Origin of the sequence: Corynebacterium sp. HS2168-gen11 (genome assembly GCF_024834075.1) — a bacterium.
Classification (GTDB): Bacteria; Actinomycetota; Actinomycetes; order Mycobacteriales; family Mycobacteriaceae; genus Corynebacterium.
This window is the reverse complement of record NZ_JANUXR010000009.1, coordinates 73,912-96,077: the sequence shown is the minus strand read 5'-3', so window position 1 is coordinate 96,077 and position 22,166 is coordinate 73,912. Positions and strand designations below refer to the sequence as shown.

The following is a 22,166-nucleotide window of genomic DNA, read 5'->3' as shown; positions in this document are numbered from 1 at the left end:
TCGCTTACACGTCTTCTTTCTTTTCTCTGAAAAATAAAACTCCGAAGATTGCTGCCGCCTAGAATCCAAGTGCCCTGTATATTCGAGTGAACACTTGTGTCGTCACGGTCCCATCATGCCTCTACCCGCTAGATAACGGTGACACTTGAGACTCTAGCCACCTTGTGTCGGTCTTGTTCAATCATGCATTTCTCAATGAGGTATTTTTGAAGAGACTTTTAGCTTCCCAATATTATGGCCATTCGAAATCGTCCTGTTTTACGAAGTTTAAATATCTTTAATATAACTGTAAAAACCTTTTTAATGCCTGTGGTGAATTCAATCAGATTGGTTTTAAGGATGCGATTAACTTAAGGTTTTATCGACGCTTTCTAAGATGGTACTTGCTGCCGGCCGATTGTTTGATCAAATAAATGACGAATCCTTTACACAGGTCTTTCAGCCTTCGCTCAGTCAGAGACGAAACCCTTCAGTGAGCACTAAATGACTAGGACAGCCAGGTAGGGGGTGCGTGCCGCAGTAGACAACTCTGCAAAGGCCACATGCGCACTGTGTTGAAGTAGGTTGAATATCCATTATCTTGCTCATCCTCCTTCATGTAACCGGCACCCTCGATATTAACGGTTTCTTTATCGAAGTAAACTCTGACAATTTACATGAAGTGCGCCGTCTGCAGAGTATATCTGTCATAATCTTTGTAGATTTTAGAAAAAGTCCAGTCGAACAAGAACTGCTTTCCATTAGTTGGACTGAGAAATCAGATACTAAATTTCGGGAGCAGTTCTGTGCATTTACGAAATTCTTTGAGTCAACGACAGCGTGAGTTGCTGCATTACCCAAACTTCCTCATCCGGGATCTATTTGTTGGTCGACATGATCACATAAAAGTCAGTGTGTAATCTGACTGTGAAAAGGGCCGATCGTATACTCCCCGTTGCGCGACAAGATCGAGAATCTGTGGCGTTTCTTGGTTCTATATTTTCAAACTGATCGAGTTTACTGTAGATAAAGCATCTGCTGCACGCCTACGGACACTGCGTTAAGCAAATGTTTACGACGATATCCTTTTCCAATTCCACGACGCCAGCAATCACGTAATCACCATCAAACTCTTAGACTACATCTATTTCTGTGCAACTATATCTGATAGGTGTCTCTCATATTCTCCAACACCTCGCGCAACGCAGCATTTGAAAGCTGCACGGTATCGATATATGTCGTAGCACTTGGCAAAAACAAATCCGCTGAAGAATCATGATCAACATTGAACAGGGTAAGCAACAACTGCAAACACTGATACAAATGTGGCCCTGCCGTGCTCGTCCTGAAACAGGTGAAGGAAGAAGTTGGTCTCGTAAGCAACTCCCCCATAGCCTTCGTCATGTTCTCTCGTGCTTGCTGGTAATATTTGCGACTCAGGAGAATGCTCGGCAAGCAACAAAACAAAATACCGCAACGACTGTTTCGCTAACTCATCACCAAGACTTAATACGCGGTGGCGTTGTAAAACATCATTGCCGATAGTCTCAGTAGATTGTGGAATGAAATGACGTAATTCAGTAGCCACATCCACTGCATGCCCACGAGACTGGGCAATAGTATCGAAGCACAAAATTGTATCATCTGTGTCTCTGTCAATCCTCAGACACTGCTACTTCCATCACCACTCGTAGCACGCATATCCTCAGCGCTCTCAGCACTCTCCCCTACCTGTTGCTCCGATCGCACTGCTGATTGCTCCGGTTGCATTGCCGCCAGCCGCTCAAAAGAATAGGCAACCATACTCATCAAAACCACTGCTAAACCTGGCACAACAAAATACCCCACCTGCGGATGCAAGCTTGGTAATAAGGTCAAAATTTCACCTTGCGCAGCCTGCTCTAAAACTTCTTCGGAAGCAGATCGCAGCGGTGTCATCCACGTACCGATAATAAAAAACACAATCGTTGCAATAACGCTCCACCCTGCAAGCCACACAATAAACCGTCTCGGATGCGTCACGCGTTCAGAATGAAATAACATCGGCACTATCACTGTTGCCAAAATGGTCGTTGCCAGCACAAAGCTTGCAAATCCAGCAAACTCCACACTTTCGCCACCCACCACAGCTACTTGATCAGCGCTCACACGTTGCACACGGTAGCCAGGGCGCAAGATTCCCCACAGCACTCCCCCAATGCTGTAGAGACTCACGATCACCACAACTGCTTGTGCCCAATAGCGAACTTGTTGTGATTGTCTGAGCATCCTTATATCCCTTTGCCACCAAAATATTCTTAAGTAAATTCTGCCACCGCATCCGCCTATGTGCCTGTTACAAAACTTTCCATACATCGGCACCAACGCACAAAGCACTACGTCGTAAAGCAATATACGCTGCTATCAGCGTTTGCAAGCGTTCATGCGCCTTGCTGGTTATGCACCCCTGCGTATGCTGCATTCAAGAGCACATGCTCCACAAGCACCTGCTTATCCTCTGCCCTCAACCTATTGCGGAGCATCGAGGCTCTCAATCAGCTGATCAAGCTAGGAACAAACAGATTTGAGAAGCCTTCTCGCGCGCTTGCGAGAAGGCTTCTCAAATTACACAAATGCTGTATCGCTGCTTGTATCAAACAAGATCATTAGTTACAGAACAACCAACGACCGTTTTCACGAGCGAAGCGCTGCACTGCGACTTCTTGCTTACCATCAACGTTGGTGGTCACATTTGCGCTGGCAGTTTCGCCATCGACAACAACGTCACCAACACCAACAATCAAGTTCTTTGCTTTTGCAAACTCTGGGTTTGCATCCAAAGGAATATCTGGAATCTGGTTGTAATCTAAACCTGAAACATCAACTTCAGCCAATGCCTTCGAACAAGCATTATCTGGAACATATCGCATATATGCACGCAAGGTTTGTGCATTGTTCAGCCCCATCACCAAGTTCGAAATTGCTGCTGTATCTTCTGGTGAAGCTGGCTGACCACCTTGGACAGGTGCTTGTGGAGTAACCACGATCTCTGGCAGTGGCGGCAAGGTTTCAGGAGCTGGTTCAGGCGCTGGAGCCGGTTGCTCAGGAGTTGCTTCTGGAATAGAAGACTTCGTGACCTCACTGCTTGGAGCTTCAGTGGTCGTCGTTTCTTTGGTCATCGCAGCAGTGGTTTTCTCCACAGTGGTGGCCTTTAGTGCAGCAGAAGGCGCACCAGAAGTTGCAGCAGTTTCAGCTTCAGAGCCACACGCAGCTAACACCAGAGCACTTGCTGCCACAATAGCGACCGCGGTCTTTTTCAAAGCGGTGGTACGGGACAGAACATTCATGAAATATGGCTCCTTATTAAAACATTGTCTTTCGCAAATTAAATTCAAGCTTAACACCTCAACAAACAAATACAACGCTTCACAGCCTTTTCCCAGCAACTTACCAGTGAGCACCGAAGATCACGCAGCTACTTTCCGACTTCCAAATTACCCACACGCACGCGGTATTCCTGTCGTAGAATAAAACATGTGCAATTGAGTAAGGACACCATCGTTAAAGCCAGCCTCGAACTTCTCGATGTTTTCGGTCTCGCAGATATGACCATGCGTCGCTTATCGAATCATCTTGAAGTTGCGCCAGCTGCAATCTATTGGCACTTTAAGAATAAACAAGTACTTATTGAAGCAACCGCTCGCGGTATGCTGGAAAAATTTTTAACCGCAAATCATACAGATTTCGCATGCGCGTGCCGGCACTTACGTCGAAGTTTGCTTCTATATCGCGATGGTGCCGAATTACTCTCAGCTGCATTGTTATCGACAAGCCTTCGCGAAGATATTATACGAGTACTTGGCGCCGATTTGGCCCCCGCACTACGCCACGATGCAGCCACCACTGCGTTGCATTTTATTGTGGGAGTAACGGTCTACGATCAACTCGAATACCAGCTTCATGCAGACGTCTTTGGATCTGTTTCCGACGACACCTTCGATCGGGGCCTTGACCTTTTAACTACCGGCATTCAACACATATCAGGCTAGAATAGGTCATCATGACTGTTTTCACACCTTCGACGACTCGTAAAATCTGGCCTGGCGATGCATATCCGCTCGGCTCTACCTATGACGGCGCTGGTACCAATTTTGCTATTTTTTCTGACGTCGCCGAAAAAGTGGAACTCTGCCTCATCGATGCCGATGGCAACGAAGAACGCATCCCGCTCGAAGAAGTAGACGCACAAACGTGGCACTGTTACCTGCCAGGTATTTTGCCTGGGCAACGCTACGGTTACCGCGTTCACGGCCCATATGATCCTGCCAACGGTAAGCGCTGCGATCCCAACAAATTACTAGTCGATCCATATGCGCGGGCATTTGATGGCGAGTTTGACGGCCACCCATCGCTTTTTAGCTACGACATCACCAAGCCGTATGACATGCACACGCGAAATACGGAAGATTCTTTAGGTCATACCATGACCTCTGTCGTGGTCAATCCATTCTTCGACTGGGGTTCAGATCGTTCGCCGCGTACCAGCTACCAGGACACTGTGATCTACGAAGCGCATGTCAAAGGCATGACCATGACGCATCCGGATATCCCTGAAGAACTCCGCGGCACCTATGCAGGTCTGGCCCACCCGGTCATTATCAAGTACTTAAAAGAACTTGGTGTTACCGCAATCGAATTAATGCCAGTACACCAGTTCCTGCAAGATGATCGTTTGCGCGATCTCGGCCTGCGCAACTATTGGGGCTATAACACGTTCGGCTTTTTTGCACCTCAAAAAGATTATGCTGCCGCCAAACAACCAGGCGCAGCCGTGAGCGAATTCAAAGGCATGGTTCGTGCCTTCCACGAAGCTGATATTGAGGTTATTCTTGACGTCGTCTATAACCACACGGCGGAAGGCAATCACCTCGGCCCAACCATTGCATTCCGTGGCATCGATAACGAGGCATATTACCGCCTTGTCGATCATGACAAGGCACATTATATGGATTACACCGGTACCGGCAATTCTTTAAATGTGCGCGACCCTCACCCACTGCAGCTCATTATGGACTCGCTGCGCTATTGGGTCACCGAAATGCATGTCGATGGATTCCGCTTTGATCTCGCTTCGACGCTTGCACGCGAGCTTCACGACGTCGACAAGCTCGCAACCTTCTTCGATTTAGTCCAGCAAGATCCAGTTGTGTCTCGAGTGAAACTTATTGCCGAGCCATGGGATGTTGGCGAAGGTGGCTATCAAGTTGGTAACTTCCCATCGTTATGGACCGAATGGAATGGTAAATACCGCGATACCGTGCGTGATTTCTGGCGCGGCGAGCCTAAAACATTGGGTGAATTCGCATCGCGTTTAACAGGTTCATCGGATCTCTACGCGCATAACGGTCGCCGGCCTTCAGCGTCGATTAACTTTGTCACCGCCCATGATGGCTTCACGCTGCACGATCTAGTCAGCTATAACGAAAAGCACAACAGTGCCAATGGCGAAGATAATCGCGACGGCGAATCGCATAACCGTTCGTGGAACTGCGGTGTTGAAGGCCCAACCGATGATCCTGAGATTAACCAGTTACGCGCCCAGCAACGTCGTAATTTCTTAACCACCTTGCTGTTAAGCCAAGGTACGCCGATGATTGCGCATGGTGATGAAATCGCGCGTACGCAACATGGTAATAACAACGTATATTGCCAAGATAACGAACTTGCATGGATGGACTGGGATCTTACACAAACGAATCGAGAGCTGCTTGAATTTACCAAACGGCTGATTCGTATCCGCAGGAATCACCCAGTATTTCGTCGTCGCTGCTTCTTAGCTGGCGGGCCGCTTGGCGAAGATGCTCCAAACCGCGATATTGCATGGCTGGTGCCAAGTGGCAAGTTGATGACGCAATGTGACTGGGAGTTTGCCTTCGGCAAGTCCTTAATGGTGTATCTCAACGGCAACTCTATTAAGGAACCTGATCGTCGCGGCCAAAAGGTCGAAGACGATTCCTTCTTAATGATGTTCAACGCGCATTACGACGACATCGAATTCACCTTGCCGGACGAAACATTTGGAACGAGTTGGAAGTTGATCGTAGATACCAGCGAATCGACTGGTTATCCAGTAGATGAGAAGCACCTTTCAGCTGGTGGTACCGTGACGGTTTCGGCACGCTCGATTATGATTTTCAGGCAGAAACTCCCACGTGAGATTGATCCGCTTGAATCATCTTCACAGCAGCCAGCGCAGATAACTGTGCAACCGCATGATGATTACGCCTGTGCCAATTTCGGTGTAGCGTAGGGAACTTCAAATACGTTTTGGGAGAGCTTCGTGACCACAACTTTTGCCATTCACGGCGGCCAAATTGAGCTTGCAAGCCATAGGATTCACATTATCCCTTCCCTGCTGCAACAATCATTGGGCGCGCAACCGCATACCATTGCATATGCAGCACCGGTTGTGCGGACAACCCCAACTGCGTATTTGGGCGGCAAAATCGAAATTAGTGGCGAAATCTTACAATTCCCACCAACGAGCATCACACTATTCGAGCAATGCGTTGCCGCTTTAGATGCGCGTTTTCACGGCACGCCAATAGCAGCTGTACCAGGGCTTCATTGCGTTGGTATCGACGTTGAAACTGCGAATGAACAATGGGGCTCTATTTGCCAAATTGGTGTCAGCAGAATACGCGATGGCGAAGTTGTGGCGCAGCAATCCTGGTTGTGCCAACCACCAATTCCTGGCTTTGATGAGTTCAATAAAAACTTTCATGGCATCACAGAAGCAACGGTTGCTGATGCCCCAACTTTTGTTGAAGTCTTAACCGAAGTGCAAGCATGGGTCGGCAACGATACTGTTGTGGCGCATAATGCACAATTCGATATGACAGCCTTTCGAGATGCCTGTGTAGCAGCGAACATCCCCACCCCGCGATGGCGTTTCGCATGTTCTCTGGCCGCATCGCGAGCAGCAAAACTCCCAGTTTCATCGCATCGCCTCAATAACATGGCCGAGTTTTTAGATGTCCCATTAGAACATCATCATCATGCGCAAGACGATGCAAACGCAAGCGCGCTTATTTTAGTCAAGCTTGCCCAACGCATTCATGCAGTCGGCAATATTGAACAAGTATTTCACGCACTTGGGTTTTCTCTTGGCACGCTCAGTGACGCTTCAGTCTTTCCAGTTACGGCGTTGCCGCCTTCGCATACTGCGACGCAAGCATTTCAGCAGAACTTAACTCCTACGACAAGCACGGCGGCAGTGCTCTCGAATGCTGCACCCGCTGATATAACAACAACGGCTGGTGCAACAACGACACAGACGCAGCCGCAGCGACGCTTCCGGAAATGGAGCAACGAGCCAACTCAGCTCCCAAGTCCGAATGAACAAGCTGATCCCACCAATGCATTATTTGGGAAAGTGGTGGTGATGACTGGCGATTTTGATCCTTATGACAAAGTTGATCTTTGGCAAAAAATTGCTGATCTTGGTGGCACGATTGCAAAAAATGTCACGAAAAAGACAACGCTCATCATCATTGGGCCGTGGGATTCTGTGACTACCAAGCAAAAACGCGCCGAAGAACTCAAAGAGAAGGGTCAAGATATTACGTTTTGGTCACGCGAAGATCTTTATCAGGCACTTGGTCTACAAGCCGCCGACGAACAGCCGCCTTTTTAACGCTTCTCCTTGGAGTATTGTAGGCGAGTTTGTGTCCAGCCCCGGCGCGGGAACTCGGTTGCTTTTCATTCTCGATCGTTGTGTCTGGCTCGTTGTGTCTGGCTCGTTGTGTCTGGCCAGGAAATTGTGGAGCTGATAGGCGTCGTCAAGCATCGTGTTTACCCCCGTTATTCCCCCACGGGAACCGTTTGTGCAATGTAAGCGTCTAATACACCAATGGAAGTTTTAAGGTGTAAGGGGGATTTGCGGTGGTTATCGGGAACACGAGTCTTGCAGTGGTGTTGCGTGCAAGAAGGCATTGCTTTGGTGAATGTAGCACCGGAGCACATATGCCGGCGACGCTTGCGTTAAGTTCGCATCTCGAGGTGGGGTTTACGGCGCGTGGTGAAATACTCAGCTGTGATGCATTGATGCATTTGGGAGTATCAATTCGAGAGATCTGGGATGGTGTTGCTACAAGTATGCTTGCTGCTGCGCGTGATGCCGATGGTCTTGTGCTACGTACTCGACCAGCAAGTGTGACATTGCCGCATGAAGGTCCAGGTGTGGAAGTGGATATGCGAGGCGCTTTGCCTGCCTCGTGGTTAGCGCATCCGCGTACGGCTACGGTTTTGTTGCAACATTTTGAAGTGAAGTTTCATCAACCGGTGCGATTTTTTAGCCCGGATGCAAAGCGCTTATTTGTGTTCCCGGCAAGTGTTGCGACCAAACATCTCACACGCTGGGCAGAAGCTACGTATGCGGCGCCGTTTGGGTTGGCGTATCCGTGTGAGATTGAACGTGGATTTCCAACGCATCATTATCTTCATCGTGTGGTTCACATGCCAACACGATATTCACAGCAGACGAAACAACCGTTGTACTCGTAGAATAGAAATCGTGAATTCATTACAAGAACTGCATCGAAAGTATCAAGAACTACTGCGTAGTCATCCTCAGCTGATTGCAGTATTTACTGATGCAATCAAAGACGCTTTGGACGATTCTGGTTTGTCGTACGATCAAATTAGTGTGCGCGTAAAATCCTGGCGTTCGTTGCGGACAAAAGCTCGCAAGCGTCGCAGTAGTGGTGAATTGATCTATCCAGATCCTTGGAACAATATTCACGACATTATTGGGGTGCGCATTACGACGTATCATTCTACGGAGATTCCGCAGATTGTTCATGCGTTAAAAGATGTGTTTCATATTGTCAAAAGTATTGATAAGACTGCAGAAACAAAGATCTCGGGGTCATTCGGGTATGGCTCACATCATTTACATGCAACAGCCCCAATTTTGGTTGGGTACGAGGATTTTCATTTCGAGATTCAGATTCGTACTGTTTTACAGCATGCGTGGGCCGAGTTCGAGCATGATATCCGCTATAAGCGGCCAAGTGGCAAACTCTCGCCAGAAGTCGATCGCGCTTTTACCCTAGCAGCAGGGTTGATTGAATTAGCGGATCAGCAGTTCGATAAAATCGCAGCGCTCGAGCAACCTGTTGAAACTACCGATGAGCAGCACGAGTTCACAGCCAATACGTTACCTGGCATTATCACCATGCTGCAGGGGACGAAGATTCCGCCATCGCGATTAGAAAGCTATTCCTGGATCGAAGAGTTGCTGCACGCGCATAATATCACCACAATTCAGCAGCTTCGAGCGCTTGTGACTGATAGCAATATCGCGCGCCTGCAACAGGCTATAAACTATCAGTTCCAACCAGGTCATGCGCGTATTCTCGACGATTTATTGTTGGCGAAGTTTGGGCAGGTGCATATTGAGAAAACTGGTGAGAATGATTCCAACCCGCATCGTCGTCGCAATCGCTTGCGCCGTCGCTTAGAACTTATTGAAGCCAGCCTAGAAACGCCCAAGTAGGCGGTCGATTTCGCGGCGTTCTTTTTTCGTCGGTCGTCCCGCGCCACGATCACGACGCGGTAATGACATGAGTACTTCTTTTGGTGGTGGCGGTGGTGAATGATCAATATAGCTGGTTGCAGCTATAGCAGCACCAACCCGCTTGCTGAAGGTAGTCACGACCTCAACTTTGCGTTCGCGATGCTCAATCCAAGCGCTCACCATATCGCCTGGTACTACCTGTGCAGATGGTTTGACACTGGCACCATTGAGTTTCACATGTCCGGCTTTAATGGCTTGTGCGGCAAGGCTGCGGGTTTTATAGAGCCGCACCGCCCAAATCCAAGAGTCGATGCGAACTGCATCAGCCATTAATATTGATCCTTATGGTTAATCACCCGACGCAGCTTCACCGCGTTGACAGCACCGACTGCGGTTGCAACTAAAAAGGTGATCATGAACAGCATTGATGTGGAAACAAAGCCTAAAATCACCAAGCTGACAAGAGCAATTGGGGTAGAAATTGCAATTGCACGTACATGCTCGCGGACTTGTTGTTTCCGTAATTCAATAGGATTAGTAGGACGAGGTTGCATAGTCATAATGCACCAAAGTTTACTCTACCCATTGCGTTCCTGCAGCAAGTACACGAGCCCCACCGGCAGTTAATGCTGCCAATGTGCCTGCCAGCTGTTCATAGGTGCCGGGATCAATACCAATTGTCAGTGTCACCCGATTGCTGTAGCTGACATCCACAATTTGGTAGCCGCGGCCACGCAATTCTGCCTCGATTCGCCCCGCATCACCGTGTTGTAAGGACACCGAATAGAGCTCTTTTTCCGCGCGCGTAACACTTTTCACTAGTGTTAAGCATTGCGAAACTGAGTCTGAGTAGGCATGTACTAACCCGCCTGCACCAAGTTTGATCCCGCCAAAATAGCGAACTGTTACTGCCGCAATATCTAACAAGCCACTGCCCCGCAGGACATCAAGCATGGGGGTACCTGCCGTACCCGATGGTTCGCCATCATCGGAGGAACGTTCAACCGGGTTTGCCCCTTCGACATGGTAGATGTAAGCAGAGCAATGATGCCGCGCATCGGGATAGCGCGATTTTAAGGAACCAATAAATGCCCGCGCTTGTTCTTCATTTTCCACACGGGTGATAAAGGTTAAAAACTTACTGCGCTTAATGTCAATTTCGTTGAAAAATTCAATATCGGCAACTGGACGGTTATACATAGTACGAATTAGTGTATGTCAAAGCTAGACTCAAACGCATGTCATTATTTTCAGTGTGGGCTCCGTATGCTCAATCTTGCGAGCTGGTAACCGGTTCTACCAGAATTGCCATGCAACGATTTCATGAATACTTCTTCGTGCGCACGAACGTCGACAAGCCCTATGGCTTTAGCCTCGATCACGGACCGGTTCGCCCCGATCCGCGCGGGCGAGAACTTGTTGGTGGCTTGGCTGGTTTAACGGCTCCACCAATTCCAAAGAAATCCGTTGATATAAGTTTGATCTATCAGCTTCATGTTGGCGCGTTCGGCGGGGATTTTTATGGATGCGCGGAAAAGCTTCCCTACCTGCACGCATTAGGGGTAACCGCTATTCAACTCATGCCGATTCAGCCTTTTCCAGGCGATCGAAACTGGGGTTACGACGGGCTCTATTGGCACGCGGTTGCTGAAAGTTATGGTGGTGTGCAGGGCTTGCGCGATTTCGTTGCGGCTTGCCACAGTTATGGCATTGCGGTGCTTGTCGACGTGGTCTATAACCACTTTGGCCCTGAGGATAATTATTTCCACGAGTTTGGGCCATACAACATAAAAAAGCGCACCCCATGGGGACGGGCAATTGCGATTAAGCATCATGAAGTGCGTTCCTATATTCTCGACAGTGCTCGCATACTGCTCGAAGATTACGGGGTAGATGGTTTACGGTTTGATTCCACCCATGCCTTTGCGGATGAATCACTGCTGATGGATTTTGCACGTTTACCAGGTGTGATGATTGCAGAAGATTTACGAAATCGAACTGATCTGCCATTTGACTATCAGTGGAATGATTCTTTGCACCATGCGATACACGCGCTGGTCACAGGTGAACGGTATCATCATTTTCAGCAGTATGGCGAAATTGCGCAGCTGAAGCATGAATTGCAGTTGCGGTATCCATCGATTGTGTATACCACCACCCATGATCAGGTTGGGAATCGTCCTCGTGGCGACAGGCCGGCTGCCTCATTAACGGTTGCCCAGCAATTATTTAAACTTGCCCTGGTGGCTGCTACCGGTGCACCACTGATGTTATTTATGGGTGAAGAGTATGGTGCTACTACCCCATTTCCGTTTTTTGTGGATCATCAATATGCAAGTACCAAGCGCGGCACTATTAAGGGACGTGCTCGGATGCTAGCCGAGTATGGGTTTACAGAAACCCAATTCGACCCAACTGCGGCAGATACTTTTGCGAAAGCGCGTCTTGATTGGCGCGAAAACCCTGAAGTAGTAGCTGGGTATCGCCAGATTTTGCAGTTGCGGAAAACCAAACCGCTTGGTGAATATCACGTAGAAACTGGTGAAAACTGGATTGCACTGCGCGGGCAGCACTACAGTGTGATTGCAAATTGCAGCGATCATGAGCTGCCGCTGCCGTTTGCAACCACAGTTGTCTATAGTTCTACGCCGACGCCAATGCAGGCGTGGGGTGTCGTGTGGTGTGAGAATATGTAACGCGTGCGCTCGGGTGCGGCAGAAAACGATAAGCCGGTGCTCGGTGCATGCCAAGGCGTATTCTCTCGCACACAGCGTAACGGCTTACAATATGCCAGCTAACACCGCACTAGCTCACCACAAATTCGTATTCAGGTGTGCCAGGTTCAAGGCGACGACAATCAATTCGTGATGCAGCCATGCGTTGCATCAAACCTTCAAGATCGCTGGCACGGCCAAGTTGCAAGCCAACTAGTGCTGTGCCAGTTTCGCGGTTATTGCGCTTGAGATATTCGAATAAGGTGATGTCGTCTTCTGGACCTAAAATATCTGACAAGAATATGCGTAACTGACCTGGTTCTTGCGGGAAATTGACCAAGAAATAATGCTTGAGCCCGCGGTGTACCAAGGAACGCTCTACTACTTCGGCATAGCGCAGTACATCATTATTGCCACCGGAGATAATGCAAACGATAACTTCACCTGGGCGAACATTAAGCTCGTGCAACGCGGTTGCCGATAATGCACCGGCTGGCTCAGCGATAATGCCTTCGTTTTGGTACAGTTCGATCATTTCTGTGCAAACGGCACCTTCGCTCACCGTTAATGGATGCAATCGACCCAGGTTTGCAGCAATGATGTCGTAGTTGATATCGCCGATGCGTTTGACCGCTGCACCATCAACGAATGGATCAACGCTGTCTAAAGTGACAGGTTTTTCAGCAGCCAAAGCAGCATGCAGGCTAGCTGCTCCTGCTGGTTCAACGCCGACGACTGCAGTGCGTGGTGATAATTCTGCCAAATAACTTAAAATGCCTGAGATGAGACCGCCACCACCGACTGGCACGACCACCGTATCTGGGCTTTTACCTTGGGCAGAAAGCTGCGCCAAAATTTCGGCTGCAACGGTGCCTTGGCCAATAATCGTATCTCGAGCAGCAAATGGCTCCACGATCGTGGCACCTGTTCGTTGAGCATATTCATGTGCTGCAGCATTGGCTTCATCAAAGTTTGCACCGGTAACAACCAATTCGACGTGATCGCCGCCATGCACCATAATTCGATCGCGTTTTTGTTTTGGCGTTGCCGCTGGAACAAAAATGCATCCCTTAATATTCATTGTGCGACACGCAAATGCCACACCTTGTGCATGGTTACCTGCAGATGCTGCAACAATTCCAGCTTTTTTCTGCTCAGCGCTTAATTGTGAAATTGAATTCACTGCACCACGAATCTTATACGAGCGAACGTCTTGTAAATCCTCACGCTTGACGTACACTTCTGCCCCAGTTACCTGTGACAGGCGCGCACAATATTGCAATGGGGTCGGTGCAATCGTGGCAGAAATTCGTGCTTGTGCAAGTTGAATGTCTGCTGCGTGAATCTGCTTCGACGCCATGCTAGAAGTGTGAGCTGCCTGTTTATCCATAACCAACAAGCATAGTCTGAAACTTATTAAAGTATTAAAACTTCTTTTATTCCTGCTTCTTTTTACCTCCAGTATTCTGCCTATTTTTCGCCAACAGCCTTCTCCCTTCTTTTGCCTACAGTATTTTCCTGATACGCTGATGGTCACTATTGATGACATTCCGTTAGCAGTTTTGTTGGTGCTAACACAAACTATCAGGAGAGTCCCTTGCGCCCATCCCGCATTCTTTATACAAGCTTGTGCGCCGCTACAATTCTTGCTGGTACGTCTGCTACAACTGTGTTAGCTGACGAACCAACAAGTACTACCACCACGGCTGCAACCACCAACGCTGCACCAGCGCCAACCACCACCGCGGCTGCAACCACCCCAGCGCCATTGCCAAATCCTCCTAAGGATAAGAGCAGCGCAAATGGCTGGATTCAGTTTGAAGAATCAGGCGCTGTCAAAGCAATTGGTTCCGTTGATTCAGATGTCGTGGGCTTAATTGCCGCAGTGTTTGCCCTGTTTGCCTCCATGTCCTCTGTTATTTTGGCATTAGTGAAAACCAATCCTTTCGTGACACAGTTCTTCCGTGATGTAATCAAGCGAGTAAAGTAGCATGGCAAAGCCTCACCGTCTTCTCACCGTTGCGTGCACCTGTCTGCTGCTGGTCACGCCACATACCGTGGCAGCACCACAAACACCTGTAGTGGTACAGACATTGCCTGCGCAAGGAGCAACCTTTCCGAGCCCAGAAAGCAATCCCCCTGTACAAAACGCCACCTCTACCGAACGCGGCTGGTCGTCTACAGGTAGCACCTCTTTGGATTTATTCGCCATCGGTGCAGGTTTCACACTTCTCGCTGCGGTGATGTATCGCGCGTTTACCGGTGGTGTGGAAGCCGTGAAGCAGCTGTTGTGGAACCTCTTTGGTTCCCAAACCAGCTCGCAAGGTTACACCTGGCTGACCAACCAGTTCCCAGCCTTGGGTTCCTAAACACATACCAGACAAGCGTCGTCAAGCAGTGGTGTTTGCTTGACGACGCTTGTCTGTTTCCTTAATAGGCTAAAAACTACCCGAGAATGCCCGGGCCCATCGTCGCCTTGAGATCACCCATGAGATTGGAAGATTTATTCACGCGCAGATGTTCGCCAAGAATCATCATGCGAGAGTGCTCCCCATCAACGAGGTTGAGGTACACATCAGAATCTCCGGCGTTGGCTTGGAGTACCTGCTTAAGCAGCGCAATATTTTCCATGGTGCATTGATCAGTGCGCATAGTCAGCCGCAACGGAAGCCCTGATCCATTGCCAGGGCCAAGATCTGGTACTTTCAGATCATCGCAGAATACACCGATGCGTTCATCGCGGATCGAAATATGTGCTTTCGCTACCACAATGGTGTCTTCGACAATTTGTGGACCAACGATGCTATAAAGCTTGCTAAAGATCAGCAGTTCTGCTTGCACACCGTGATGATCTTCGATCGTGACAATTGCCCAAGGCGCACCGTCTTTTTTACTTACGCGGCGATCAACTGCAGAGATAATGCCACCAATCGTAACTTGTTGATTACTGGTGACATCGCCTGCAGAAATCACTGATAATGGTGTATCGATATACTGCTCTAAGGCATCTTCATAGCCATCGAGCGGATGCCCTGAAACGTAGAGGCCAAGCATGTCGCGTTCGAGGGCGAGTTTATGCTTTTTATCCCATTCTTGATCCGGTACCGTCACGCTAAAGACTTGTGTCGCAGTATCATCTTCTTGCCCTAAGCTTGCAAAAAGGTCGAACTGGCCACGATCGCGGGCCTTTTTCGGATTCGTCGCTGCGTCAACAGCTTCTTCAAACACCAAGGTTAAGCCTTTTCGAGGGTGTCCTAATGAATCGAACGCGCCGGCTTTAATCAGTGATTCAGTGACGCGCTTATTGCACGCAATTAAATCAATTTTGTCTAAATAATCCGTGAAGTTTTGGAAGGTGCCTTTCGTTTGACGCGAAGCCACAATTGAATGCACAACGTCTTCGCCAACATTGCGAACCGCACCTAAACCAAAGCGAATATCCGTACCGACTGGCACGAAATTATAAAATGATTCATTCACATCTGGCGAGAGCACTTGAATGCCCTGGTGGCGACAATCGGCCAAGTAGATCGCCATTTTGTCTTTTTTATCTGACACAGAGGTTAAGAGTGCCGCCATATATTCAGCCGTGTAATTGGCCTTCAAATAAGCAGTCCAATAGGACACCAAACCATAACCTGCTGCGTGTGATTTGTTAAAGGCGTAGGCAGCAAATGGCTCGATCACGTTCCAAAGCGCATCAACGGCTTCTTTTGAGAAACCATTGGAAAAACATCCTTGCGAGAACTTTTCATACTCTGCGGCAAGCACTTCTGGTTTCTTTTTACCCATGGCTTTACGGAAACCATCAGCTTCACCAGCAGTATAGTTTGCCAATTTACGAGAAATCGCCATGATCTGCTCTTGGTACACAATCAAGCCATAGGTTTCATCCAGAATATCTTTTAAGGCGTCTTCCAACTCTGGGTGAATTGGGGTAATTGGCTTCTTGCCGTTTTTACGGTCTGCGTAATCAAGGTGAGCACCCACGCCCATTGGTCCTGGGCGATACAGTGCCAGCGAAGCGACGATATCATTAAAGCCGGTTGGCTGCATACGTTTGAGCAGTTCCTGCATACCACCAGAGTCAAGCTGGAACACACCTAGAGTTTCAGCTCGTGAAAGTAACTCATACACCTTTGGATCATCGGTGGTTAAGGCTTCCAGATCAATTTCTTCATTGCGGTTGAGCTTGATATTTTCTAGCGCGTCGCCAATAACAGTCAGGTTGCGAAGACCCAAGAAGTCCATCTTCAGCAAGCCGATTGCTTCACAAGCTGGATATGGCCAACCGGTAATTAGGGCACCATCGGCAGGGCGCTTCCACATTGGAATGCAATCGAGCAATGGCACCGACGCCATAATCACTGCACATGCGTGCACACCGGCTTGGCGTACCACACCTTCAAGCCCACGCGCGGTGTCGTAGATCTTTTTAACATCCGGATCAATTTCGATTAATTGTCTTACTTCACCGGCTTCGGCATAGCGTGGATGTGATTCATCCATGATACCAGCTAACGGAATATCCTTTGCCATAATTGCAGGTGGGAGCACTTTAGTAATTCGATCGGCAATCTGATAGCCAGGTTGTCCGTAAAGTGCACGCGCAGCATCTTTGAGTGCTTGCTTTGTTTTAACCGTACCGAAAGTAATCACCTGTGCAATTTTGTCCTCACCCCAGCGTTCGCTGGCATAGCGAATCATCTCACCACGACGGCGATCGTCGAAGTCAATATCGATATCAGGTGCGGATGGGCGCTCTGGATTCAAAAACCTCTCAAAGAGCAAGCCATGTTCCATTGGATCAATATTGGTAATGGTTAACGCATATGCCACGAGTGCACCTGCGGCTGAACCACGACCGGGTCCAACACGAATGCCAATAGAACGCGCATGCTTGACCAATTCCGCCACGATCAAAAAGTATGAAGGATAGCCCTTCATATCAATGACATTAATTTCAAATTCCGCACGTTCAATATATTCACGCGGTACTTCTTTGCCGCGGAAGCGCTCAGCAAGGCCTTCCATGACTTCATGATGCAACCACGATGTTGGGGTGTGACCTTCTGGCACATCAGCAATTGGCATTCGATCATGCGGATGTTCTTCCCACACCGAAGAATAATCTTGCACGCGCTCAGCAATCCATAAGGTGTTATCGCATCCGTCTGGAACCATGTGATCCCACAGTTCACGCATTTGTTCAGCGGATTTCACATAATAGCCAGAACCATCAAATTTAAAGCGATCTGGATCTTGCATGGTTTTTCCAGTTTGCACGCAGAGCATCACCTCATGCGGATGCGCCTGGGCTTCGACAACATAATGGCAGTCGTTGGTGACCAGCGGTGGCAAGTTGAGTTTGCGGCCAATTTCAAGCAGTTCTGACCGCACTCGGTTTTCGATATCAAGGCCATGATCCATCAGCTCAAGGAAATAATTATCCTTGCCATAAATGTCTTGCCACATTGCCGCAGCTTCCAAGGCTTTATCAAATTGCCCCAAGCGCAACCGCGTTTGCACATCCCCTGATGGGCAGCCGGTGGTGCCAATAATGCCAGTTGCATGTTCTGCAATTAATTCGGCATCCATACGTGCCCATTTACCCAATTGTCCTTCATACGATGCCATCGAGGACAAATAAAAGAGATTCTTGAGTCCTTCAGCGGTTTCTGCAATCAACGTTTGATGCAAATATGCGCCAGAGGCTGAAACGTCATCACTTTTTTGGTGTTCTTCACCCCAGCGCTGGCGCTTGAGATCAAAGCGGCTCCCTGGTGCAATATAGGCTTCGATACCAATAATTGGTTTAATATCGGCTTTGGTCATTGCGCGATAAAACGCATCGGAACCAAACATATTGCCATGGTCGGTCATTCCTACTGCTGGCATCTCTAAGCGCTTTGCTTCAGCTGCCAGCAGATCCACCTTCGCCATGCCATCGAGCATGGAATACTCAGTATGATTATGCAGGTGCACGAACGAAGATGATTTAGCCATAACTCACCATAGTACTAAGTTCCATCACGAGCCGCATACGTGGTGAACAATACTCAAAAACATTACTGTCGGTTTTCGTTTTCAGCATCACTTCAGTAGTATTTTCCCATGATCTTTGCACTCGGCGCCTACCTGCTGTGGGGATTATTCCCAGCGTTCTTCCCTTTGCTAGAACCTGCAACGCCTCTCGAAATTATCGCCCACCGAATTATCTGGACTGGCGTATTTATGGCCGCAGTGTTACTAGTACAAGGCAACTGGCGTCAGCTCCGCAGCATTTCTTTAGCTGTGTGGGTACGAGTTACATTTGCCGCAGTACTCATTGCTGCAAACTGGCTGATTTATGTCATTGCAGTCAATACTGATCATGTCGCCGATGCCGCCTTGGGATACTTTATTAATCCACTCGTCAACGTGGCATTAGGCTTTCTCTTTTTATCCGAGCGCTTAAGCAAATTGCAGCTTCTCTCATTAACCATTGCTCTTTTAGCTGTTCTCTGGTTAACAGTGCTTGCAGGCCAACCGCCTATTGTTGCATTGGGATTGGCATTGAGTTTTGGGTTCTATGGACTGATTAAAAAACGAATTCCATTGCCCGCAACAGTTTCACTGACTGCAGAAACACTGTGCTTAGCGCCACTTGCGCTCGGCTACCTCGTCTTTTTAGAAGCCACTGGTACTGGTAGCTTTGGGCATATCAGTATCGCGCACACGTGCTTGTTACTTTCCGCAGGTGTGGTCACCGCGATCCCACTTTTACTCTTTGGAGTAGCCGCCCAACGCATTCACTTATCGACGATTGGCATGTTGCAATATATGACGCCAACCATGCAATTGTTATGGGCAGTCTTCATTGTCCACGAAACCTTAAGTCCTGCACGCTGGCTGGGCTTTAGTTTCATTTGGGTGGCAGTGGCACTATTTTTCTTTGATATTTTCCGCAGGTACCGCAAACCTGCCGTTTGCAAGTAAGTACCACTGTTGGCACTCATGCATCTGCCGTAACTAGCACCAATCCCCTACAAAGGGCATAAAAATGCTCACTGCCTCAAACACGAGACAGTGAGCAGATATGTATTACTTGTTCAGTTTGCAGGTGTTAATGCCAAAGATTTGATAGAGCGGGCAGAACCCAAGTGCTGCTGTAAGTGCAAGAATTGCACCAACAACCCAAAATACGATAGAAATCGCACCAGTGGTCAAGAAACCAGCGATAATCAACAAAACACCAGCAACAGCGCGCAGCGCGCGGTCAATTTGACCTTCATTTTTCTTCATACCCTCCATGGTATGCGAAATGACTCGTTTAGACCACAAAACTGTCACTAAAGTGATTCATATTACACATCTGTGGCCACTACTGATTCCCGGCGCGCAAAACCTCTAATGCATGCGCTAAATCAGGAGAATACGGAGAGGTAATCTCCATCCAGCGACCATCAGCAGGATGGGTAAATCCAAGGTTCACAGCATGAAGCCACTGTCGCTGCAAGCCCAGACGTTGAGATAACGTTGGATCAGAACCATACATTGGATCGCCACAGCAAGGATGATGCATCGCAGCCATATGCACACGAATTTGGTGGGTGCGGCCAGTTTCTAAGTGGATTTCCAGCAACGATGCCTCCGCGAACGCTTCCAAAGTAGAATAATGCGTCACTGCATGCTTACCATCCGTGGTCACAGCGAATTTCCAACCAGCTGAAGGATGACGCCCAATTGGAGCTTCAATAGTACCTTGCAAAGGATCCATATGACCTTGCACTAACGCATGATAGGTTTTGGTCACAGAACGCTCTTTGAACGCACGCTTGAGCACTGAATAACCGCGTTCTGATGCTGCAACCACCATAACACCCGAGGTGCCAACATCTAAGCGCTGGACAATACCCTTGCGCTCTGGTGGGCCAGAAGTTGAAATGCGAAAACCTGCGGCAGCAAGTCCACCAACAACTGTTGGGCCTTCCCAACCAACGGTTGGATGCGCAGCGACACCAACAGGTTTATTCACCGCGATGACATCATCATCGGAATATAAAATATCCAGGCCTTCTACCAGCTCTTCTGTAGGCATTAAGGGCTTTTTCGGTTCCGGTAGAGTAACTTCCAACCAGGCGCCGTCGTGAAGCCTATCGGATTTGCCGACGGTGACGCCATCGACGCTGACGTCGCCAAGCATGGCAAGCTCGGCGGCAACAGTGCGTGAGATGCCAAATAGCTTGGATAAGGCGGCATCAACACGCATACCACTTAAGCCTTCTGGTACAGCTAATGAACGAGTATCTCGACTCATGCGCGCACCCCTTTAGCTTCACGTTGTTCTTCCTTGAACATAGCAAGAAGATAGACCACAACACCGATGGTAATGGCTGAATCTGCAACATTAAAAACTGCGAAGTTACCGACTGAAATAAAATCGACCACGTGGCCGAGGAAAAACTGTGGTGGACGGAAAAGGCGATCGATGAGATTTCCGAATGCACCGCCTGCTAGTAAAGCTAAGCCAAGTGCACTGGCACGATCGCGGACCTTGGGTGAATAGACCATGATGCCTAGGAAGAAGCCAAGCTGGAGGCAGGTAAAGATCCAGGTAGAGCCGGTTCCAAAGGAAAATGCGGCACCAGGATTAAATAGGAGTCGGAAGCGAAACCAGTCACCGATAAGGTACCAGGTACTGCCGTCGCTAAGTTTTGCCAGTATCCATGTTTTGGTTGCTTGATCGCACACGCCCACCGCGAAGATAATCGCGATCATGAATCCTACAAACCGTTGAGTCTTACTCCTATCTTGTTCAGTCACGCTTCCTATCTTTTCAAAATATTTCGCAATTGTGTTACTTGCCACGCATGGAGGTTCTAATTCCTAGCGGCTAAGCTTAGAATCTATGGTTGCTCATTTACAGTTTCGGCGTCGATTCGTGCTTGTTCTCGCACTCAATCTCGGCCTGATCACTAGCTGCGGCATTACTGATTCCACCCCGAAAGTACCAATTGAACAAGCCATTGGTGTAGAAGTTGTTGCACCACGGCTGACAGTTACGAATCCAGGTACCGCCCCCCTCCAAGTTTTGAAATTTGCCGATATTGAGCAAAGCCGGCAAAAACTTGAAGTGCGCATTGGCGAAAGTTTCACCCAAGAAGTCACCGATGTGGCGACAAGTCAACAACCACCTGTGCTAAACCCTGACGCCATGGAAGTTTTCCGCACCACGCTCACGGCCATGACAAAACCTGCAGCAGACCCAACTGTATCGTCGCGTTCGGTGTTCCTTGAGCTCGATACACCGAGCCATAGCAAGCCAAGCGTGAATCATGAATTAGCCTCCGCTCGCGGGTTCGCCTTTGGTTGGTTTGCCAATGAATCTGGCAAGATTTCCTCAGTGAATTTCTCTGCTCCGCAACAAGCAACTGACGACGCGCGGACCACAGTCGAGCAACATATGCTCACGCTCACCAGCTTGCCTGTAGTGTTTCCCGATACACCAATTGGAGTCGGTGCAAGCTGGACTGTGGAATCACGAGTGCAAACGGTTGCCCAAACCTTTTTACAAACGCTGACCTACTCTGTCGAAAACATTGCAGATATGGCTGTGACGTTGAAAGTTGATCTTTCACAACGCCCAACACTAGGGGCATTACGCACTGAAGAAGGCACCGATTTAGAAGTGCTCGAGACTTCCAGTACCACAACAGGTACTTTGGAAATTGATATGCGCCATCCCCTGCCAACTGCTGGCGAGTTATATTCAGTCAGTCGAGTGGCATATGGCACACAAGATTCTGAGACACGTGTGGTGCAAGACGTGGGTACGTCGTTAGTCTTTCAGAGCCAATAACAGCTGGTGATCGCAGGGTTTAAGAGCCTAAAAAACTGGTGTAGCTTCGTTGAGCCGCTACACCAGTTTTTGT

At 48.7% G+C, this 22,166-nt stretch carries 21 protein-coding genes; 10 read left to right on the top strand and 11 right to left on the bottom strand.

Going from position 1 to position 22,166, the window contains the following annotated elements; genetic code table 11:
* Nucleotides 1–1,258 precede the first annotated feature (1,258 nt).
* From NXS99_RS07710 to NXS99_RS07700, 3 genes are all read right to left on the bottom strand, one after another.
* Nucleotides 1,259–1,567 carry a hypothetical protein gene (locus tag NXS99_RS07710; RefSeq protein ID WP_259288085.1) on the bottom strand — a complete coding sequence of 103 codons (309 nt, stop codon included), beginning with the start codon at nt 1,565–1,567 and terminating at the stop codon, nt 1,259–1,261.
* A gap of 74 nt (nt 1,568–1,641) precedes the next feature.
* Nucleotides 1,642–2,247 (bottom strand): hypothetical protein, encoded by a 606-nt coding sequence (locus NXS99_RS07705; RefSeq protein WP_259288084.1) that lies wholly within the window; start codon nt 2,245–2,247, stop codon nt 1,642–1,644.
* A gap of 377 nt (nt 2,248–2,624) precedes the next feature.
* Nucleotides 2,625–3,305, bottom strand: a complete 681-nt coding sequence (locus NXS99_RS07700) for a hypothetical protein (RefSeq protein ID WP_259288083.1) — start codon at nt 3,303–3,305, stop codon at nt 2,625–2,627.
* Nucleotides 3,306–3,494: 189 nt separating this feature from the next.
* Between NXS99_RS07700 and NXS99_RS07695 the strand changes: the two genes are divergently transcribed.
* The 5 genes from NXS99_RS07695 (at nt 3,495) to NXS99_RS07675 (ending at nt 9,517) form a co-directional block, all read left to right on the top strand.
* Nucleotides 3,495–4,007, top strand: a complete 513-nt coding sequence (locus tag NXS99_RS07695; protein WP_259288082.1) for a TetR family transcriptional regulator — start codon at nt 3,495–3,497, stop codon at nt 4,005–4,007.
* 11 nt (nt 4,008–4,018) lie between these two features.
* On the top strand, nt 4,019–6,268 hold the full coding sequence (glgX, locus tag NXS99_RS07690; RefSeq protein WP_259288081.1) for a glycogen debranching protein GlgX: 2,250 nt from the start codon (nt 4,019–4,021) through the stop codon (nt 6,266–6,268).
* Nucleotides 6,269–6,298: 30 nt separating this feature from the next.
* Nucleotides 6,299–7,654 carry an exonuclease domain-containing protein gene (locus NXS99_RS07685; protein ID WP_259288080.1) on the top strand — a complete coding sequence of 452 codons (1,356 nt, stop codon included), beginning with the start codon at nt 6,299–6,301 and terminating at the stop codon, nt 7,652–7,654.
* A gap of 329 nt (nt 7,655–7,983) precedes the next feature.
* Nucleotides 7,984–8,523 carry a hypothetical protein gene (locus NXS99_RS07680; protein WP_259288079.1) on the top strand — a complete coding sequence of 180 codons (540 nt, stop codon included), beginning with the start codon at nt 7,984–7,986 and terminating at the stop codon, nt 8,521–8,523.
* A gap of 10 nt (nt 8,524–8,533) precedes the next feature.
* On the top strand, nt 8,534–9,517 hold the full coding sequence (locus NXS99_RS07675; protein ID WP_396124837.1) for a GTP pyrophosphokinase family protein: 984 nt from the start codon (nt 8,534–8,536) through the stop codon (nt 9,515–9,517).
* Here NXS99_RS07675 and NXS99_RS07670 read toward each other — a convergent pair.
* The 3 genes from NXS99_RS07670 to NXS99_RS07660 are packed head-to-tail and all read right to left on the bottom strand — an operon-like array spanning nt 9,500 to nt 10,738.
* On the bottom strand, nt 9,500–9,868 hold the full coding sequence (locus tag NXS99_RS07670; protein ID WP_259288078.1) for an RNA-binding S4 domain-containing protein: 369 nt from the start codon (nt 9,866–9,868) through the stop codon (nt 9,500–9,502). The genes NXS99_RS07675 and NXS99_RS07670 overlap by 18 nt on opposite strands.
* Entirely contained in the window at nt 9,868–10,098 is a 231-nt protein-coding gene (locus NXS99_RS07665) for a hypothetical protein (protein WP_259288077.1), read from the bottom strand. The genes NXS99_RS07670 and NXS99_RS07665 overlap by 1 nt, the downstream gene beginning before the upstream one ends.
* Before the next feature lie 13 nt (nt 10,099–10,111).
* Entirely contained in the window at nt 10,112–10,738 is a 627-nt protein-coding gene (locus NXS99_RS07660) for a YigZ family protein (RefSeq protein WP_259288076.1), read from the bottom strand.
* Between the two features lie 38 nt (nt 10,739–10,776).
* Between NXS99_RS07660 and NXS99_RS07655 the strand changes: the two genes are divergently transcribed.
* Nucleotides 10,777–12,234, top strand: a complete 1,458-nt coding sequence (locus NXS99_RS07655; protein WP_259288075.1) for an alpha-amylase family glycosyl hydrolase — start codon at nt 10,777–10,779, stop codon at nt 12,232–12,234.
* A gap of 109 nt (nt 12,235–12,343) precedes the next feature.
* On the opposite strand, the gene ilvA is transcribed toward NXS99_RS07655, so the two are convergent.
* Nucleotides 12,344–13,642 carry a threonine ammonia-lyase IlvA gene (ilvA, locus tag NXS99_RS07650; protein ID WP_259288074.1) on the bottom strand — a complete coding sequence of 433 codons (1,299 nt, stop codon included), beginning with the start codon at nt 13,640–13,642 and terminating at the stop codon, nt 12,344–12,346.
* A gap of 207 nt (nt 13,643–13,849) precedes the next feature.
* On the opposite strand from ilvA, the gene NXS99_RS07645 reads away from it, so the two are divergent.
* Together NXS99_RS07645 and NXS99_RS07640 are read left to right on the top strand one after the other, a co-directional pair.
* Nucleotides 13,850–14,242, top strand: a complete 393-nt coding sequence (locus tag NXS99_RS07645) for a hypothetical protein (RefSeq protein WP_259288073.1) — start codon at nt 13,850–13,852, stop codon at nt 14,240–14,242.
* Between the two features lies 1 nt (nt 14,243).
* Complete coding sequence (locus NXS99_RS07640; protein WP_259288072.1) at nt 14,244–14,621, top strand: hypothetical protein; 378 nt, start codon at nt 14,244–14,246, stop codon at nt 14,619–14,621.
* A gap of 76 nt (nt 14,622–14,697) precedes the next feature.
* Here the strand turns inward: NXS99_RS07640 and dnaE are convergent, their stop codons facing one another.
* Nucleotides 14,698–18,258 carry a DNA polymerase III subunit alpha gene (dnaE, locus tag NXS99_RS07635; protein WP_259288071.1) on the bottom strand — a complete coding sequence of 1,187 codons (3,561 nt, stop codon included), beginning with the start codon at nt 18,256–18,258 and terminating at the stop codon, nt 14,698–14,700.
* Nucleotides 18,259–18,366: 108 nt separating this feature from the next.
* Between dnaE and rarD the strand changes: the two genes are divergently transcribed.
* Nucleotides 18,367–19,230, top strand: a complete 864-nt coding sequence (gene rarD, locus NXS99_RS07630) for an EamA family transporter RarD (RefSeq protein WP_259288070.1) — start codon at nt 18,367–18,369, stop codon at nt 19,228–19,230.
* Between the two features lie 105 nt (nt 19,231–19,335).
* Here the strand turns inward: rarD and NXS99_RS07625 are convergent, their stop codons facing one another.
* The 3 genes from NXS99_RS07625 to lspA form a co-directional block, all read right to left on the bottom strand.
* Nucleotides 19,336–19,536, bottom strand: a complete 201-nt coding sequence (locus tag NXS99_RS07625; RefSeq protein ID WP_259288069.1) for a DUF2892 domain-containing protein — start codon at nt 19,534–19,536, stop codon at nt 19,336–19,338.
* Nucleotides 19,537–19,615: 79 nt separating this feature from the next.
* Nucleotides 19,616–20,551: an RluA family pseudouridine synthase gene (locus NXS99_RS07620; protein WP_259288068.1), complete on the bottom strand. Its 936-nt coding sequence runs from the start codon at nt 20,549–20,551 to the stop codon at nt 19,616–19,618.
* The gene (gene lspA / locus NXS99_RS07615; protein ID WP_259288067.1) at nt 20,548–21,057 is read right to left on the bottom strand and encodes a signal peptidase II; all 510 of its coding nucleotides are present in this window, start codon (nt 21,055–21,057) and stop codon (nt 20,548–20,550) included. The genes NXS99_RS07620 and lspA overlap by 4 nt, the downstream gene beginning before the upstream one ends.
* Nucleotides 21,058–21,142: 85 nt before the next feature.
* Here lspA and NXS99_RS07610 point away from each other — a divergent pair, with 85 nt between their 5' ends.
* A complete protein-coding gene (locus NXS99_RS07610; RefSeq protein ID WP_259288066.1) occupies nt 21,143–22,093 on the top strand; it encodes a hypothetical protein in 951 nt (316 codons plus the stop codon).
* The last annotated feature ends 73 nt before the right edge of the window (nt 22,094–22,166 follow it).